The organism is Solibacillus daqui, assembly GCF_028747805.1.
Classification (GTDB): Bacteria; Bacillota; Bacilli; order Bacillales_A; family Planococcaceae; genus Solibacillus; species Solibacillus daqui.
The window spans coordinates 1,495,897-1,514,243 of sequence record NZ_CP114887.1; the positions used below are offsets into that span (position 1 = coordinate 1,495,897).

The following is an 18,347-nucleotide window of genomic DNA, read 5'->3' on the forward strand; positions in this document are numbered from 1 at the left end:
TTACCTCGCTGTCTGTGGGCGTGATGTTGCGTCCTTTGGTAGCATTAAAAATACAAGGAGCCCTAAAATAAATAACGGAATAATTGATAAAATACTGTATTTTGCCGCGCCTGTTAATGTCGTTGTTAGTGCCATTAAAAATGGACCGATAATCGCGGCGAACTTGCCAAAAATATTGTAGAAGCCGAAAAATTCATTCGAGCGTTCTTTCGGAATAATTTTGCCGTAATACGAACGGCTTAGCGCCTGGATACCACCTTGCGCGGAACCAATCATTACACCAAGAACGAAAATATGCCACATTTCTGAAATGAAAAAGGCTGCTATACAAGACACAAGATACGTTAATATGCCGACGATAATCATCGTACGTGTTGAATATTTTTTGGCTAACGACCCGTAAAGTAGAGCAAAAGGGAATGCTACAATTTGAATGACAAGTAAAATGCCAAGGAGCATAAATGTATCGAATGAATCGGCACCAAGAACACTTGTCGCATACGGTACAACCATTTTAATGATTGTATCCACACCATCAATGTATAAAAAGTATGCGATTAAAAAGGTAAAGACGATTTTATAATCTTTAATTTGCATAAAAGTTTGACCAAGTCGTTTAAAGCTATTTCCAACCGGATTTGGCTCTGGCTCGATATAGTGCCGCTGCTTCACATCTTTGATCATTGGAATTGTCAATAACCCCCACCAAAGCGCGGTAATCAAGAACCCAATTTGATAGCCGATTGCTTTGTCCATGCCCATTAGAAAAATAACGACTAAACTAATGCCGAATGGTATAACGCTAGAAATATAGCCGAAAGCAAAGCCGGATGAAGATACTTTATCCATCTTTTCATCGGTCGTAACATCGACTAAAAAAGAATCATAGAAAATGTTTGCGCCCGCAAAGCCGATGCACGATAAAATGTACATCACAATAAGGAGCTGCCACTGTCCACTATCTGGTGTGATAAACGCAAATGATAATGTAGAAAAAATACCTACAAGTGCGAAAAATGTAAAGAAGCGTTTTTTCTTGTCCTTATAATCGGCAAATGCACCGAGCATCGGGCTTAGTATGGCTACTAGAATACTTGCAAGGGAATTAAAATAGCCCAAATCCATGTTGTTGACACCGTTAAACATACCAAAGACAATTGGAAACAGTGCGGTTGTAATGGCCATTGAATAAGCAGAATTCCCGCAATCATACAGTATCCACGATTTTTCTTCTTTTGTTAACTTCAAATGCATTGAACTCCCTTCATATCTGTATTTGCCGCATGTGCGACTAGAAAAAAAGTCTACGTTATGATGAATATTATACCATCGGAATGGAAAGTAACGGAAATTGAAGCTGTTAATTTTACATTAAATTAATAACTTTAAAAATTGGATGGGTTTTCTAATATAATACGAGTAAAATATAGACTGGAGGTGCGTGATGCAAAAAATGGTTAATTATTTTCATCCGTTAGTATGGATTATTTTATGTGGTACGATTTTTGTTCGGACAGCTAGCTTTATGGCTATTCCATTTTTAGCGCTCTATTTACACAATGAGTTAGAGGCATCACCGCTAATAATAGGGATAACAATCGGGATTGCGCCACTATTTTCAACATTTGGTGGGTTAATTGGGGGCTATTTGACGGATCGTTTCGGACGAAAAAGCGTTATTATTACAACGGTTTTCATTTGGAGTCTAACCTTCGCTGGCTTTGCGTTTGCGCCATCAGCAATCTTTTTTGTCGTTTTGAATGCGTTGAATGGACTGTGCCGCTCGTTTTTTGAACCGGGTACGCAGGCGCTAATGATTGATTTTACCGAAAATGAAAAAAAGCGTAGACTGTTTTCAGTGCGTTATACAGCAATTAATATAGCAGCGGTCATTGGTCCATTATTAGGTGTTTGGATATCCGATCTTTCAAGCCCTGCCATACCATTTGCGATTACGGGTATTATGTATGCGATGTATGGGGTATTTTTACTCGTTGTGCTGAATCGTTATGAAATGAAACAAAACAAACTTTCAAATACACAGCATGTTTTTACGATTTTCAAAGCGGTGTTTCAAGATCAAAAGCTATTATTATTCATTGCGGGTGGCATATTAGTTGTACTAGGCTATTCGCAATTTGATTCGACATTGCCTCAGTTTATTAATATGAATGTGGAAGACGGTGTAAAACTGTTTTCGTATGTTATTATCGCCAATTCAATAACGGTACTGGCATTACAATTGCCACTGACAATGATGATAGAAAAAATGTCAATTTATACATCGTTAAAAATGGGGATTATTATCTTTTCGGTTGGTTTATTTTTATTTGGTTTGTCGGACAGTGCGTGGATGTTTATCGCGAGTATGATTGTGTTTTCGATTGGAGAAATTTTCTGTTTTCCAATGATGAATGCGGTAATTGAAGAAATCGCACCAGAAGATCAGAAGGGGACGTATTTAGGCGCTGCGCAACTCAAAAATATCGGAGGCTTTATTGGACCGATTTTTGGTGGGTGGCTTTTAACGTCTGCAATCGATTTTATGTTTGCGATTATTGCCGCTTTGATGTTCAGTAGCATTTTAATTTATCGTAAAGCACTTAGAACTTCATAGTGTGGTGAAATCTTACAATAAACCTTGCGTTAAAAATTTTGTTTTGTTACACTCATACTAATTAATTGCATTTGCAGGGGGACACATTGTGTTGAGAAGGTAAAACCTGACCCTTAGAACCTGACCGTTAATACGGACGTAGGGAGCAAAGTACATCATTTTTAAATTGTACTTACTAGGGCTCTGCGTATTTTTACGTGGAGCTTTTCGTTTGCAAATACTTTAATTGCGGGGGGACACATCGTGTTGAGAAGGTTAAAACCTGACCCTTAGAACCTGAACAGTTAATACTGGCGTAGGGAGCAAACACAGGGTGAATCTACTCTTTTTTGGCGTCTCTATATATAGAGACGCCTTTTTGCCTTTACGTCCACCAAAAGAGGAGTGAATATCGTTGAGTCTACAAAAAATTAATGAGAAAAAGCCTTTAATCCATTGTATTACAAACTATGTTGTTGCAAATTTTACTGCGAATGGCTTATTAACAATTGGGGCATCTCCCGTTATGGCAGATGCTTTTGAAGAAGTGGCAGAAATGACTCGTATAGCCAATGCGCTATTACTAAATATTGGCACACTAAATGACCGTACAGTTCAGTCCATGCTAGCTGCGGGAAAAAGCGCAAATGAACATCAAGTTCCGATCGTATTAGATCCTGTTGGTGCGGGTGCTACTGCGTTTCGCTCACAAACAACGCATACGCTATTACAGCAGTTAAAAATCACTTTAATACGCTGTAATATTGGAGAGCTTGCCGCTATTGCAGGCGCGAATTGGCAGGCAAAGGGTGTTGATAGTGGTTCGGGTGAGCTCGATGTTGTACAAACTGCAAAAATGATTGCCAAAAAATACAACTGCCTGGTGATTGTGACTGGTAAGGAAGATGTATTAACTGATGGACAGCAGGTAGAAATCATTGCTGGTGGTCATGAAAAGATTACGAAAATTACTGGAAGTGGCTGTTTATTGAGCGCAATTTGTGCTGCTCTTTTAGCAAGTAGCAATGAGCCTTTTGAGGATTTAGCTGCTCTATTGCGTGAATACAAGCAAATAAGTTTAAACGCTTATGCTCCCATGGGAACGTTCCATGAAAATTTCTTCAATCAATTAGAACAGTTTGCGGAGGTGCGCGGATGATTGCATGTACAATTGCAGGTTCAGATAGTAGTGGCGGTGCAGGGATTCAGGCCGATATCAAAACATTTCAGGAACTTGGCGTGTTTGGCACGTCTGTTATAACAGCTTTAACTGCACAAAATACATTAGGCGTGCATGGAATTTATCCGACAACTGTTGAATTTGTTCAAGCACAATTGAAGGCAGTACTTGAAGATTTAGAGGTCAAAGCTATAAAAACAGGTATGCTATTTAATGCTGAAATTATTGCTGGGGTCGTTTCATTACTGAAAGAACATCAAATTCCAATAATCGTAGATCCAGTTATGATTGCAAAGGGTGGTGCGAGCTTACTACAGCAGCAGGCGATCCAAGCAATGAAAGAGCAATTACTTCCAGTGGCTACGGTTTGTACACCGAATATCCCAGAGGCAGAGGTGCTGACAGGTCGGACAATTGAAACCGCGGAAGATATTGAGCTTGCGGGACGTGATTTATTGGCTTTAGGCGTCAAGTGTGTAGTCATGAAAGGTGGACATTTACAAGGAGAAAAGGCGATTGATACGGTATTCATCAGCGGCGGGCCTACCTTTATGATGGAAACCGAGCGCTACGAAACGAAGCATACGCATGGAACGGGCTGTACATTTTCAGCGGCAATAACGGCTGAAATCGCAAAAGGAAGCTCACTAAAGGACGCGATTATAGAAGCGAAAAAATTTGTTCAACTTGCAATAAGCCATCCGTTAAATATCGGTCATGGCTTTGGACCAACGAATCATTTTGCGTATCGACAGCAGCAAGGGACGTGTAAAGTCAATGTCTATTAAATTAGATAAATATTTCATTATGGGAACGAATAATTGCCAAAGTGAGCCACTAATTATTTTAGAGAAGGCACTGCAAGCCGGAATTACGATGTTTCAATGGCGGGAAAAGGGCAATGGTGCATTACAAGGAGAAGCGTATGAGCAATTCGCGCGTGCGTGCCAACAACTTTGTAAGCAATATAAGGTCCCGTTTATTGTCAATGATGATGTGAAACTGGCGTTGAAATTGGATGCAGATGGGATTCATGTTGGGCAGGACGATTTAGCGATTGAAGCCTTTCGTCAACTTGCAGCGCATAAAATCGTTGGGGTTTCGGTTCATAATATGGAAGAATTAGAGAAGGCAATGCGTGCGGGTGCGGATTATGTTGGCATTGGTCCTATTTTTGCAACTACATCAAAAGAAGATGCAAAGGCTCCAGCAGGTGTTACATTTTTAAAGGAAGCAAAAACATGCTATCCTGATTTTCCGATGGTGGCAATTGGAGGTATCACGCCTTTAAACAGCGCTTTTATACGTGAAGCGGGTGCGGACGGTGTGGCAGTCATTTCTGCCATAAGTTTAAGTGAAGATATTCATCAAACGGTACAATCGTTGTAATGGTGAAAGTGGATGAGGGACGTCTCATCCACTTTTTTTCATTGGGTAAGCCATTGTTAAAATGTGAAGTTTAGTTATAAATGATGTACAAGCGTGAATTTTTTTAATATTCTATTATTATTACAAATTCGAGGTGAGCATATTGAAAGCAATTGAAATGAAAAACTTTGGTACTTCGGAAAATTTACAGCTAGCGGAATTACCATTACCATCCATTTCGGCAACGGATGTAATCGTGAAGCTACATGCAGCAGGGGTAAATCCAAGTGATGTTTATACATCAACAGGTACATATGCCATCAAACCACAATTACCATACACACCGGGCTTAGATGGCGCGGGAATTGTGGAAGCAGTTGGAGAAGCGGTAACAAATGTACAAGTAGGCGACCGCGTATTTGTCGCAAGCTTACCAGGTGCAACGACGGGGACATTTGCAGAAGCGGTCGTATGTGATGCAAACTATGTGATGCAATTACCCGAGCACATAAGCTTTTTGCAAGGAGCGGCACTTGGCATACCAGCATTGACCGCGTTTCGTGCAGTTGTGCAAAAGGCAGGTGTACAAGCTAATCAAACGGTACTTATCCACGGAGCAAGTGGTGCGGTTGGTTTACAGGCGGTGCAAATGGCAAAATCACTTGGGGCAACGGTAATCGGAACAGCCAGTCGTGGAGAAGGAAAGGCGCTTGTAAAGGACGCCGGTGCAGATTATGCGTTTGATCATATTACAGAAGGCAATATGGAGCAGATTCTTGAAGTAACAGAGGGTGCTGGACCAGATGTGATTATTGAATTTTTAGCAAACGTCAATTTAGCGGTCGATTTACAATTGGTGGCGAAGTACGGAAAGATTATCATTGTCGGGAATCGCGGTGACATTGAAATCAACCCGCGTTTAATTATGCAAAAAGAATGTGATGTAACTGGCATGGTGTTATTTAATGCAACGGGTGAACAGCATCGTGAGTTAATGACAAGTGTAGCGGCGATGCTTGAAGCAAATAAGCTTACACCGTTTGTTGGTCATAGCTATCCGCTAGCACAGGCAGGCGAAGCGTTTGATGCGGTAATGGCAGGAAAGCATAATGGTAAGGTTGTACTTCAAATTTTATAAGAAAAATAATGACCAAATATAACTAAACATTGTTTTCCTTATTGGCTTGAGGTTTGTTAAGGGGAAATTATAAAGGATGGACTAGCTATGAGAATTTTTGATGCCCATTTTCATATTATTAATTTTGATTTTCCGGTAATTGAAAATCAAGGCTATATGCCGCCTTCTTATTTAGTGGAAGATTATAAAAAGCAGACAGAGAGCTATAACATTGCAGGTGGAGCCATAGTGTCGGGCTCTTTTCAAGGCTTTGATCAAGGCTATTTACTGCATGCCTTGCAGCTATTAGGAGGAAACTTTTGTGGAGTCACTCAATTGCCGTATGATGTTAGCGATGATGAGATTCTGCAGTTAAATGCAAAAGGGGTCAAGGCGCTACGTTTTAATGTTAAGCGTGGGGGTTCCGAGGATTTATCAAAGCTCGATTATTTCGCGCGTCGTGTGTATGAGCTTGCTGGTTGGCATAGCGAACTGTATATTGACGCTACGGACATTCCAGACATTGCAATCACACTTTCGCAATTACCAGCTCTGTCCATTGATCATTTAGGTTTGTCAGAGCAAGGTTTACCACATTTATTGAAGCTCGTTGAAAAAGGGGTACGTGTGAAGGCAACAGGCTTTGGTCGTGTAGAATTACCGATTGCAGAGACGCTTAAGAGTATTTATGATGTAAATCCTGACGCATTAATGTTCGGTACCGATTTACCGTCAACACGCGCCGAACGTCCATTTGAAACTGCGGATATAGAACTCATTCTGCAGCTTTTTGATGAACGAGCCGCCGATAAAATATTTTATAGTAACGCAAAACAATGGTACTTTAAATAATAGATTACTCCAACTCGAAGCGAATTCGAATTGGAGTTTTTATTTTTGAAAATTAGAGAATAAATGGTAGTTTAGTAGCGATTTCTGTTTGATTACAAAATGTCGCTTCATGATTGTTGAAACATTGGTATTATTTAAAGAGCCATACAACTTCGAAGGGGGCAAACAACTTGGGCTTTAAAGAAGAAATAAAACGCGAAATGCGTAACGCAACAAAGGATGTTGCAAAGGAAGTAGAAAAGCATTGGGTGCTTGATTTTGAAGGGCACAAAATTGAATTTATTAATAAAATGTTAGAAGAAACATTGCTTGTAGACGGAGAAATCATTGCACAGCATATTCGCCAATCGATTTGGTCACATATTGTGCCCTATTCAAAATTAATGGGAACATTTGTAGGCAATGATGGCAAAACGCATAAGGTGTATGTGAAAGTAGGTGGCTTTATTAAGTTAAATGTCACAATCAAAGTCGATGGAAAAAAACTGTTGGCTGAAACACAAAAGTTAACGATGATTCCTTGGAAAAATAAACAAGCAATCGTTCCTTTTTTACAGCAGCAATACTCAGAGCACGGTAAGCTAGTCAATAAGGAGTTACCGGATGATGAGTATTTATATGATGAAAATCAGATGAGGTTAGCCCCTGGGTTTGCCGATCAGCTAGCGAACGAACCGGTGCTGTTGTCATATCCGAAAAAGCTTGTGAAACTGTTGATTACGCAAAGTGAAAATCCTACAGAGGCAAATCGTAAAGCGACTTATGAAAAAATTCAGGAAGAAAAGGTCATTTCTTATTTCCAAGAATTTTTAGTACAATTTACAGAAGCCGAAAAGGACGAAACACTTGTGCAGCAGGAGGCGTTGTGGCTATTAGAGCATGCCGCACATCGTGAAGTCGTAAAGTTTGCACTTGTTGTGTTAGGTACGACTGACTGTAAAAATCTTAAGGAGCAATTAAAGCTTATAGCATTGCATGAGGAATTTACTGGAGTGGCATTATTTGCGCTTTCAAACGGTGTGCGCAATGCCAATGACGATATTTGGGACATCTCAAAAAATGTTTCAGATTGGGGCAAGTTAGAGGCACTGAACTTTTTAGAGCCAGAACGCGAAGAAATCCGTCATTGGTTTTTAACAGATGGTATTGAAGATATCGTGCCAGGGGTTCAGGCTTCGCTACAATGCGCGGATAAAGGTAAACTTGATATTGAGCTGCATGAGGATACGATTAGTGGTGCGATATTTGACGGGGCAAGTAAGTTGATTTTGGCAATGCTTTATGATGGTCCATACCGTGAAATGGATGAATATGACTACGCGGGGCAAGTGCTCATGCGTTATACAAAGCATGCCAAAACGCATTGCGAAGCGATGCACCACTTTTACACGCTAACACAAATAGCAGACTATTTGATTGAAGATGAAGAGGTTTGGAATGGGCGTTTTGAATACAACTGGAAGCCGCATGAAAAGCTAGCGGTCGAAACAGGTATTGAAGAAATTAGCCGAGATATGAAATGGTTGGACGAAGCGAAGGGAATGCTTGTTGATCAGCCAGACAATCAAGATGCGCTAGCAATTGTGAATTTTTATAAAAAGTAAAATGGCGAATTTGCTTGAATCAATGTATTTGATATAGTAAGATGTTGGTAATTGGAAAAAGCGTTGATAAGGAAGAGTACGTAATACGGCGTTATATAGAGAGCTTTTGATGGTGGAAATAAAGCAAACAACGATTACTGAACATGGCCTTTGAGCTAAAGTACCGAAAACATTAGTAGGCTACTTTCGAGAGATGCACTCGTTACAACAGCATCAGTATGAACACGTACTGACTTGAGGCAAATAGTGTGAGCTATTTGTAAATTTAGGTGGTAACACGATTTATTCGTCCTAATCGCATTTTGCGGTTAGGGCGTTTTTTTTTTACAAATGTGTAATGAGGGAAAGCATTTGTAAAAGGATTCGTACATCTCAACGCTTTTATTGAATACAATTTTAGGGGGAAATGTAAATGGCAATTTTAATCGGAGGTGCTTGGCCATATGCAAATGGCTCACTGCATCTAGGGCATATCGCTGCGCTATTACCTGGAGATATTTTAGCGAGATATTATCGCTTGAAAGGTGAGGACGTACTGTACGTATCGGGGAGTGACTGTAACGGCACGCCGATTTCGATTCGTGCAAATCAGGAGCAAACAACGGTTACAGCGATTGCGGACCGATATCATCAGGAGTTTGTCGATTGTTTTAACAAGCTAGGCTTTACGTATGATTTCTACACGCGTACCGATGCCGAACATCATCACAAATCCGTTCAAGAAATTTTCTTGAAGCTTTTAGAAAATGGGCATTTGTATACGAAAAAAATCGAGCAAGCATATTGTGTAGTGGATGAGCAGTTTTTACCTGACCGCTTTGTGGAGGGAATCTGTCCAAATTGTGGGGCAAAAGCGCGAGGTGATCAATGTGATAATTGTTCAGCGATTTTAGACCCGCTTGATTTAATTGATAAGCGCTGTAAAATTTGTGGCACGGAGCCGGAAATTCGTGAAACCGAGCATTTTTATTATACATTTAGTCAGTTTCAGCGTCAGTTAGAGGATTATGTAGCGCGTACTGAACAGTCGAATGCGTGGCGTGATAATGCGATTCAACTAACGAAACGCTATTTAGCAGAGGGGCTGCCTGATCGAGCGGTAACTCGTGATTTGCCAAACGGTATTGATGTTCCGGTAACGGGCTTTGAGGGTAAGAAAATTTATGTGTGGATTGAAGCGGTTGCCGGTTATTATACAGCGAGCGTGGCGTGGGGTAAGGAAAACGGTTTAGATATTAAGCAGTGGTGGAATGCGGAAACAACTTCGTATTATGTGCACGGCAAGGATAATATTCCGTTTCATACAGTAATTTGGCCAGCAATTTTACTCGGCTTAAATACAGAAGCGCTGCCAAAGCATATCGTATCTAACGAGTATTTAACGCTTGAAAAACGAAAGCTGTCGACAAGTCAAAATTGGGCGGTATGGGTGCCAGATATTTTGCAACGATATCATCCAGATTCGCTACGATATTTTTTAACAATCAATGCACCGGAAACACGTGATGCTGACTTTTCGTGGCGTGAGTTTATTTATAGTCATAACAGTGAGTTGCTCGGAGCATTTGCGAATTTTGTAAATCGTACATTGAAATTTATCGAGAAGTCGTTTGATGGTAAAGTACCGAATGTAGAAGTGGATGAAGGAAAAAAAGCGCAAGTTACGGAATTATTTGAAAAGGTCGGACAAAAAATTGAAGCTGGTTCGAGTAAAGCAGCGCTCGATACGGTTTTTGAATTTGTGCGTGCGGCAAATCGTTATTTTGATGAGGAAAAGCCGTGGATTACGGTGCGTGAAGATTTAGCAGCATGTGAAAATACAATGGCGACGTGTACAATGCTTATTCAAAATTTTGCAGTGCTGTTAAAGCCGTTTTTACCTTTTGCAAGTGAAGCGATTGAAGACATGCTACAAGTGCGTGGAGATGCTTGGGAACCGCAAGTGACATTGGCGCAAACGATCGTAAATGTCGTACCACTGTATGAACGAATTGATGTGAAGCAAATTGATGAGGAGTTAGAAAAATTAACTGCGAATGAAAAATAGGGGGACTTATGACAATCGTCTATTTTGTGCGCCATGCACATTCCGTGTATACACCGGATGAATACAAACGCCCTATTTCTGAAGCTGGGCGAATGGAAGCTTTAAAGTTAATCGAACTCTTTGAAAATATTGATGTGCAGGCAATGTATGCGAGTAGTTACTTACGTGCAGTACAAACGATTGAGCCGATTGCACAAGCAAAAAATTTGAGTATTATGCAGATTGAAGCACTAAACGAACGGCTATTGAGTAATCCGCCGGTTGAAAATTTTGACGAAGCGATTTTGAAGGTTTGGCAGAATCCAACGTTTGCCTATCCAGGTGGGGAATCAAATATTGATGCACAAACTCGTGCAGTTCCAGTGTTTAGGGAATTACTAAAACAGCATGAAAATGAAGTTATTGTCATTGGTACACACGGCAATATTTTAACGCTTATGTTACAGGTGTTTGATCATCAATATGGTTTGGAGTTTTGGAAGGGGTTAATCATGCCAGATGTCATTAAGGCTGAGTTTTTGCATAATCAGTTGGTGTCTGTAGAAAAAGTAGTCATAACATAGGGGGAAGTTATGGATACAAAACGTAAGCTGGTACCTGTAGAGTTATGGAACATTGGGGAAATCGAAAGCTGGCTTATCGAACAAGCTCAAAATGGGCGAATACTTGAAAAATTGAGTAGCTTTAGGGCAACGTTTCTTCTAGCAGAGCCACAAAATTTGGAATACCGAATGATCGTCATGCCTGAAAAAGATACCACACGTACGAATGCCCAGGAACTCGAACAAGCAGGTTGGTATTATGTGACAAGCCATCAGTATTATCATATTTTTTGTTCACAGCAGGCAGATGCTACAACGGAGATTGAAAAAGATTTAATGCAGCAGGCACAATCTTTTTCGGGCATTTTGCTGGATTTGCGTAAGAGGCTTCTGTTTAATGTTTTGATGATTGTGGCGTTTATTGGCCTAGTCATTGCTTTATTCATGGATGTTGAGGCGCCGATAACGAGTGTAATTGGAGGGAGTAGTATTTCGGTACTCGTGTTTTTTTATACAAATGGTTCATTAACGGTAACAATTTATAAAGACTACCTCAAGGTGATGCGCATCAAAAATCAGCTCGAACAAGGGATTGTACTGGATCACCACGCAAGTTGGCGTTCAGCAAAAGTGAAAAAATTCGGGTGGAGTTGGTTGAATTTTGTGTTCGCGGCTATTTTAATATGGATGCTCGTAATAAGTTTTACCAAAAGCGGCAACGAAATCTTACCTAAAAATACTGCGGATTTACCACTTCTGCGCTTACATATGATTGAACTGCCTAAAGAAATGGAATTGAGTGTGCGCGATCATGCAGGTGTGAACTCCCTCGAGCAAAACTGGTCAATCTTTGCTCCGGTTCAATATGAAGTGAATGAAAACGTAGATATACCAACAGAAAATCAAGTAACCTATTCACCGTGGCTTCATTTCCGGGTGATTGAATGTACTGTTCCAAGCTTAGCAAACGCATTGTTTTATGAGTGGGTAACCTATTATCGATTTGAAAACGACGCCGAATTGTCGCACGCGGCGTTTGATCAAGTAATTGTAGAACAAATATTTGAGGATAAGGTACGTATTTTAACAAAAAAGGATAATCAAGTGCAGTATGTGGACTATCAGGGTGAGGCAAATGTCGAGGCAATTTTAAGCGCATTAGAAAATTTATAAGTTTGAACAAGAGGTTTGTTTAAAGTTAAAACGCTATAAACAGACCTTTTTCCTTTGAATATAATAATATCCCACATGATAAATAATGAGGTTTATCTGATAGAGGTTGTCATAAATTAATTTTAAAGTTGAACAACCTCTTTAAAAAGTTATCAAGTCAAAGGGGTTTATTATAGGATTGGAATAGCAATAATCGGAAATATTATTCCTAAACACTTGGTTTTATCATTTTTTGTGACTATTACGTTCTAGTGCTAGAATGATAGGGTGGTTGGCGGGAAGAATTTCCTTTAATTTAGTTAACTTTTGTGTCATATCCAATGGCATTGGAGTACTCTCCTTGATTCGATTGAATGGATGATTAGGTGGAAGATTCTGATTTACATTAATCAATTTATCGTTTGGTTTGTTTTCCAAATTCATCACTCCTTTCTCGAAGACGAATGATAGGTTTAATCTTTATCTCAATCTAATGTTCTAAAGTCAGTATCAAGAACAATTTGTCCTGGGAGATTTACGCTTCAAAGGGTACTTAGAAAAAATTTTAAAGCGAATTATGGAATCTGCTATTCCCATAGAAAAGCATGATCTTCCCCATTAGCCGTTTCCGAATCGCCCACAATCTGTCCACGGTTATTAATACCAAAAGCAGTACTGAAGGTTCCCCCGAGCGTACCGAGATCAGTCATCACGCCGTTTTGCCATAGGAAAGCAAGAACGCTCCCATTAGCCGTTTCGGAAAATCCCGTAATCTGTCCCCGGTCATTTATACTAAAAGCTACACTAAAGGTTCCACCAAGCGTACCAAGATCGGTCATCACCCCATTTTGCCATAGGAAAGCATGACTTTCTCCATTAGCAGTTAGCGAATCGCCCACAATCTGTCCACATTCATTTATACTAATAGCTCCACCAACGCTGCCACCAAGCGTACCGAGATCGGTCATCACCCCGTCTTCCCATAGGAAAACATGAAATTCCCCATTAGCCGTTTCCGAACCTCCCACAATCTGTCCCCGTTCATTTATACTAGAAGCTCCACTAATGCTTCCACCAAGCGTACCGAGATCGGTCATCACCCCGTCTTCCCATAGGAAAGCATGAGTTTCCCCACTAGCCGTTTCCGAACCTCCCACAATCTGTCCCCGGTCATTTATATTATTAGCTATACTAATGTTTCCGCCAAGTGTACCGAGATCGGTCATTACACCTTTTTGCCATAGAAAAGCATGTAAAGGCGAATTAGTAGCCGTTTCCGTATATCCCACAACTTGTTTACGGTTATTTATACTAAGAGCTACACTAAAGTTTCCACCAATTGAACCGAGATCGGTCATCACACCTTTTTGCCATAGGAATGCATTTAGTTCCAAATTATTAGCCGTCCGAGATGCTCCTACAATCTGTCCCCGGTCATTAATACCAAAAGCACCACTGAAGATTCCCCCGAGCGTACCCAAATCAATCATATGTGGCATTCTTCCCATATACACCATCCTTTCAAATAATAAATATAATAGGATATGAAAGATTTAATAGGTCTGATTGTGCTATTCTCTCGTCAATATGGAAATCAACTATATTACAACGGTATCACTCAAATTTGATTTGTAATAATTATCCAAGGAAGGTGGGGCAGATGATGATATTTTTCTTCATCTTACTTCTCAGTACGTTTGGAATGGGGAGAATATAGCTTAGTGGAGCATATGAACATCATTGTGATTGTCGGCTATCCCGTTGCAATCGCTAGTTTCATCGCATTGAGCTACAGTGTTTGTAGGAAATTGAACGCCTATCTACATCTTAGAAGAAAAGATAACCATGTGTAGTAATTGCACATGATTTTTCTAATGAACCTCTTATTTCTCAAACGAAATTTTCTGGTTCACCAAAAATCCCCTCTACATTATGTAGTAATTACTTTTTCAGATTGAATACTTTCTACCTCTATTTTACAATAATGGAAAGGAGGCTGATGTCTTGGGCAAAAAACGAAAGCTCGTGCCAGTGGAATTATGGCAGCGTGGTCAGGTGGAGAGTTGGCTCACCGAACAGGCACAGCACGGCCTAAAGCTTGAAAAAATTAATAGCTTCATGGCAACATTTCAAAAAACGGAGCCGCAAGATCTTGAATATCGCATGATTATCATGCATGAAAAAGATAGCTTTCCACCAAATACGAAAGCATTGGAACAAGAAGGTTGGCAATACGTTGTCAGTTATGAGTATTACCATATTTTTTGCTCGCAGCAAGCGGATGCTTCCAGTGAGATCGAATCCTTAGTAGAACAAGCGGCATCATTTGATGAGATTATAAAGAAAACCCGCAATCAAATACTAATAAATAGCGTGTCAACTATAGTCATTTTAACACTGATTATTGCACTGTTTCGGAATGCGATGATGCCGATTACAAATACCATTGAAGGCTATACATTAGGTACGTTATTTATGATTTTTACAAATAGCTGTATGGTTGTTATTTTTCTTACAGAATGGCTTGGGGTTAAGCGCCTAAAAAGGCAATTACAGCAAGGAAGAGCATTAGATTACCGCGCAGGCTGGCGAATTCCACGCCTTAAGAAATTCGGCTGGAAACTGGGCTATTTATCTATTATAATCGTTTGTTTTGTTGTTATTATCAAGCAAGTTAATTCTTCTAGTTATGAAACACTTCCAAATGATACAGGGGACTTACCGATTTTGCGCTTAGCTATGATTGAATCCCCAGAAATTTTAACACAACAAGCGCTCTCTGAAAATGATTGGTACAATTTGCTAGAGCAAAATAGGTCGATCTTTGCTCCAGAGCAATACAAATTTCGTGAAACTTTGTCCGTTCGGCTAGAAAATCAACAATTGTATGAGCCACGTTTCGAATACAACACGATCGAATGTGTCGTACCTAGCTTAGCAATTGCGTTATTTAATGAATGGGCAACTTATTATGAAGTAGATAACGAACCCAATTTCTCGCATACAGAGTTTGATCATGTACTTGTGGCTAAAATATATGAGGATACTTCACGCATTTTAACAATTAAAGAAAAGCGCGTGCAGTATGTCGACTATCAAGGTGAAGCAAATATCGAGACGATTTTGAAAGCTTTAGAAAATTTATAAGGTTAGCAAGAGTGCTAAAGTTAAAACAGTAAGTTGGTGTAGTAGTTTGGAATGGTATTCCCAAACTACTACATTTTGGTTGAGAAAAAATTATCACAAATTATTAATCCAATTGTTCAAATCTTGTCTGTTATTGATGATAATTAGTTTTTCTTCATACATCTCCGTCATTTGTAAAAATCGTACTTTGTCTACTTTTTCAAATTGTTTATTCCATTTAAACATATTCAAAAATAGCCTAAATGTCGGTTGATAATTTGCTTTTTCAAATCCTAGCTTTTGCTTTATGAAACGCTTAATAATCCGTAAAGTTCGAGTAAAATAGCTCGTATTGAGAAATACTATTATATCCGCGTGCTGCCAACTTTGATTTACCCAATCCTTCGTATGTACCCCTTCAATAATCCAACTATTTGTTTGAACGATTGATTGTAAATTTCGTTCAATTTCTTGGTCAGTTCTTCGTATATCTACAGAGGGGTTTCTTATCCATACAGCATTATCGATTTCATAACACGGGATTCCCGTCACTTTAGATAAATTTTTCGCCATAGTTGTTTTTCCACTCCCGACAGAGCCAAAAATATGTATTTTATGAATGGGTTGTTTCTTCATAGCTTCACCTTTGTTTTTTGTCTAACAGTATCCATTCTCTATTGTGAAATTAATATCCTTTAATTTTGATGTTTAATGATCCAATTCAATGCCTTTTTTTAAAAGTAAATTCTTTATTTATCATGCAGTGAGGGTGCTCATGGAGATATGTCTTTTCATGATGGACTTAATTGTGAAGTTTGGATTTTCGTAAAAAATAGTCTTGTTGTAAACGCATGGGGGAGAGTCGCTCATGCTTTTTTTTTATTAATGATTACAATTTAGCTTACTCGAAATAAATTTTTGCAACTGGCTGCCTAAAAAGTAACTTATGCAATGAAGTAGCGAAATTCAATTTCAACTAGCAAACTTTGACATGAATTTCGTAGAGTACTAATCTAATTGTGTTAACTTTTATTAAAAATAGGGTTGACGTAAAAAATCCGTTACTTTATATTTACGTTAACCTATTAAAAAATACGGTTAACATAAAAGGGGAGGCCATTATGGAATCAGTATCACGATCAAACGCATCATGGAAAACAATTGACTTAGTGTATTGTGGTTTATTTTCAACGCTTATGATGATTGGCGCAAACATTACATCATTTGCTCCATTTTTAACAGTAGGTGGCGTACCAATAACTTTACAAACATTTTTTGCCGTGCTAGCGGGCTTAGTGCTTGGAAAAAAGCGCGGGGCAATCGCTTGTACAGTTTACATGCTTATCGGACTTGCAGGAGCACCTGTTTTTGCGAAGTTTAACGGTGGATTTTCAGCAATTTTATCACCAACATTTGGCTTTATCGTAACATTCATCTTAATCGCCTATGTGGCAGGTGTTATTGTAGAAAAATACCAAACGCGCATTGCTTTTATCGCGGCTGCGTTAATCGCGACTATTTTAAATTATATTTTAGGTACGAACTGGATGTATGCTGCTTATAAATTATGGGCAAGTGCACCAGATGAATTTTCATATGGCATGGCATGGTTATGGATGATTCCACCGATGCCAAAAGATTTTGTATTAGCAATCTTTGCAGGGGTTTTTGCTTATCGTTTACAAAAAGTATTGAAAATTTTACCGGTAAAATAGGGGGAAATGAAATATGAATTGGGTTCAATTAGCTGAAGAAGTTCTAGAGGGAAAATTATTATCAAATGATGAAGCATTAGCCATTTTACATGCATCTGATGATGAATTATTGCTACTTATGCAAGGCGCATTTACGATTCGAAAACATTATTACGGTAAAAAAGTAAAATTAAATATGATTATGAATGCCAAGAGTGGCTATTGTCCTGAAAACTGTGGCTATTGCTCGCAATCTTCCATCTCTACGGCGCCGATCGAAAAATATCCGTTTATTACAAAAGAAGAAATTTTAGCAGGTGCGAAGCAAGCATTTGAAAATCAAATTGGTACGTTTTGCATTGTTGCCAGTGGACGTGGACCGACGCGCAAAGATGTGAATGTTGTTAGTGAAGCGGTTCAGGAAATTAAAGAAAAATACGGATTAAAAGTATGTGCCTGCTTAGGGTTATTAAAAGATGAACAGGCCGATCAGCTAAAAACGGCAGGTGTCGATCGCTACAATCACAATTTAAATACGTCTGAAAAGCATCATGATTATATTACGACTTCGCATACATACCAAGATCGTGTCAATACAGTTGAAATTGCGAAGAAGCATGGTATGTCGCCTTGTTCGGGTGCTATTATCGGCATGCGCGAAACAAAGCAAGATGTTGTCGAAATCGCCTATGCACTGCATGCGCTTGATGCCGATTCCATACCGGTCAATTTTTTAAATGCAATTGATGGTACAAAGCTGGAAGGCACAAAGGAACTAGATCCGCGCTATTGTTTAAAAGTACTTGCCTTATTCCGTTACATCAATCCAACGAAGGAAATTCGAATTGCGGGTGGACGCGAAATCAATTTAGGCTCGTTACAGCCACTTGGGATGTACGCAGCAAATAGTATTTTCGTAGGGGATTATTTAACAACAGAAGGACAAGAAGAAAATGCCGATTATGCGCTGATTCGCGATTTAGGCTTTGAAATTGAAGTCAATGAAAAACAAGCAGCATTGCAAGCGTAATCATAAATAAATGGAGGGTGTATTCCGCATGATGAAGCG

17 protein-coding genes, 2 riboswitches and 1 other annotated feature are annotated in these 18,347 nt (G+C 39.4%); of the genes, 13 read left to right on the forward strand and 4 right to left on the reverse strand.

The window, feature by feature from the left end:
* Complete coding sequence (locus tag O7776_RS07115; protein WP_274309893.1) at nt 1–1,254, reverse strand: MFS transporter; 1,254 nt, start codon at nt 1,252–1,254, stop codon at nt 1–3.
* 190 nt (nt 1,255–1,444) lie between these two features.
* On the opposite strand from O7776_RS07115, the gene O7776_RS07120 reads away from it, so the two are divergent.
* The 10 genes from O7776_RS07120 (at nt 1,445) to O7776_RS07165 (ending at nt 12,479) form a co-directional block, all read left to right on the forward strand.
* The gene (locus O7776_RS07120) at nt 1,445–2,617 is read left to right on the forward strand and encodes an MDR family MFS transporter (RefSeq protein ID WP_274309894.1); all 1,173 of its coding nucleotides are present in this window, start codon (nt 1,445–1,447) and stop codon (nt 2,615–2,617) included.
* 65 nt (nt 2,618–2,682) lie between these two features.
* Nucleotides 2,683–2,779, forward strand: a riboswitch (TPP riboswitch).
* 58 nt (nt 2,780–2,837) lie between these two features.
* Nucleotides 2,838–2,936: riboswitch (TPP riboswitch) on the forward strand.
* Between the two features lie 75 nt (nt 2,937–3,011).
* Entirely contained in the window at nt 3,012–3,755 is a 744-nt protein-coding gene (gene thiM, locus O7776_RS07125) for a hydroxyethylthiazole kinase (RefSeq protein WP_274309895.1), read from the forward strand.
* Nucleotides 3,752–4,564 (forward strand): bifunctional hydroxymethylpyrimidine kinase/phosphomethylpyrimidine kinase, encoded by an 813-nt coding sequence (thiD, locus tag O7776_RS07130; RefSeq protein WP_274309896.1) that lies wholly within the window; start codon nt 3,752–3,754, stop codon nt 4,562–4,564. The genes thiM and thiD overlap by 4 nt, the downstream gene beginning before the upstream one ends.
* Nucleotides 4,554–5,165: a thiamine phosphate synthase gene (thiE, locus tag O7776_RS07135; RefSeq protein ID WP_274309897.1), complete on the forward strand. Its 612-nt coding sequence runs from the start codon at nt 4,554–4,556 to the stop codon at nt 5,163–5,165. The genes thiD and thiE overlap by 11 nt, the downstream gene beginning before the upstream one ends.
* Nucleotides 5,166–5,307: 142 nt before the next feature.
* On the forward strand, nt 5,308–6,282 hold the full coding sequence (locus O7776_RS07140; protein ID WP_274309898.1) for an NADPH:quinone reductase: 975 nt from the start codon (nt 5,308–5,310) through the stop codon (nt 6,280–6,282).
* Nucleotides 6,283–6,369: 87 nt separating this feature from the next.
* Nucleotides 6,370–7,113: an amidohydrolase family protein gene (locus O7776_RS07145; RefSeq protein ID WP_274309899.1), complete on the forward strand. Its 744-nt coding sequence runs from the start codon at nt 6,370–6,372 to the stop codon at nt 7,111–7,113.
* Nucleotides 7,114–7,283: 170 nt separating this feature from the next.
* A complete protein-coding gene (locus O7776_RS07150) occupies nt 7,284–8,717 on the forward strand; it encodes a hypothetical protein (RefSeq protein ID WP_274309900.1) in 1,434 nt (477 codons plus the stop codon).
* Between the two features lie 54 nt (nt 8,718–8,771).
* Nucleotides 8,772–9,014: a binding site (T-box leader), on the forward strand.
* Nucleotides 9,015–9,129: 115 nt separating this feature from the next.
* Nucleotides 9,130–10,764 (forward strand): methionine--tRNA ligase, encoded by a 1,635-nt coding sequence (gene metG, locus O7776_RS07155; protein WP_274309901.1) that lies wholly within the window; start codon nt 9,130–9,132, stop codon nt 10,762–10,764.
* An 8-nt stretch (nt 10,765–10,772) separates the two neighbouring features.
* Nucleotides 10,773–11,327 (forward strand): histidine phosphatase family protein, encoded by a 555-nt coding sequence (locus O7776_RS07160; protein ID WP_274309902.1) that lies wholly within the window; start codon nt 10,773–10,775, stop codon nt 11,325–11,327.
* A 9-nt stretch (nt 11,328–11,336) separates the two neighbouring features.
* Complete coding sequence (locus tag O7776_RS07165) at nt 11,337–12,479, forward strand: DUF2812 domain-containing protein (RefSeq protein WP_274309903.1); 1,143 nt, start codon at nt 11,337–11,339, stop codon at nt 12,477–12,479.
* A 225-nt stretch (nt 12,480–12,704) separates the two neighbouring features.
* Here the strand turns inward: O7776_RS07165 and O7776_RS07170 are convergent, their stop codons facing one another.
* Both O7776_RS07170 and O7776_RS07175 read right to left on the reverse strand, forming a co-directional pair.
* A complete protein-coding gene (locus tag O7776_RS07170) occupies nt 12,705–12,896 on the reverse strand; it encodes a hypothetical protein (protein ID WP_274309904.1) in 192 nt (63 codons plus the stop codon).
* A 149-nt stretch (nt 12,897–13,045) separates the two neighbouring features.
* The gene (locus tag O7776_RS07175; protein WP_274309905.1) at nt 13,046–13,966 is read right to left on the reverse strand and encodes a hypothetical protein; all 921 of its coding nucleotides are present in this window, start codon (nt 13,964–13,966) and stop codon (nt 13,046–13,048) included.
* Between the two features lie 496 nt (nt 13,967–14,462).
* Between O7776_RS07175 and O7776_RS07180 the strand changes: the two genes are divergently transcribed.
* Nucleotides 14,463–15,605 (forward strand): DUF2812 domain-containing protein, encoded by a 1,143-nt coding sequence (locus tag O7776_RS07180; RefSeq protein ID WP_274309906.1) that lies wholly within the window; start codon nt 14,463–14,465, stop codon nt 15,603–15,605.
* 93 nt (nt 15,606–15,698) lie between these two features.
* On the opposite strand, the gene O7776_RS07185 is transcribed toward O7776_RS07180, so the two are convergent.
* Nucleotides 15,699–16,220, reverse strand: a complete 522-nt coding sequence (locus O7776_RS07185; RefSeq protein ID WP_274309907.1) for a P-loop NTPase family protein — start codon at nt 16,218–16,220, stop codon at nt 15,699–15,701.
* Between the two features lie 485 nt (nt 16,221–16,705).
* On the opposite strand from O7776_RS07185, the gene O7776_RS07190 reads away from it, so the two are divergent.
* Nucleotides 16,706–17,299: a biotin transporter BioY gene (locus O7776_RS07190; protein ID WP_274309908.1), complete on the forward strand. Its 594-nt coding sequence runs from the start codon at nt 16,706–16,708 to the stop codon at nt 17,297–17,299.
* A 13-nt stretch (nt 17,300–17,312) separates the two neighbouring features.
* Complete coding sequence (gene bioB, locus O7776_RS07195; RefSeq protein WP_274309909.1) at nt 17,313–18,308, forward strand: biotin synthase BioB; 996 nt, start codon at nt 17,313–17,315, stop codon at nt 18,306–18,308.
* The last annotated feature ends 39 nt before the right edge of the window (nt 18,309–18,347 follow it).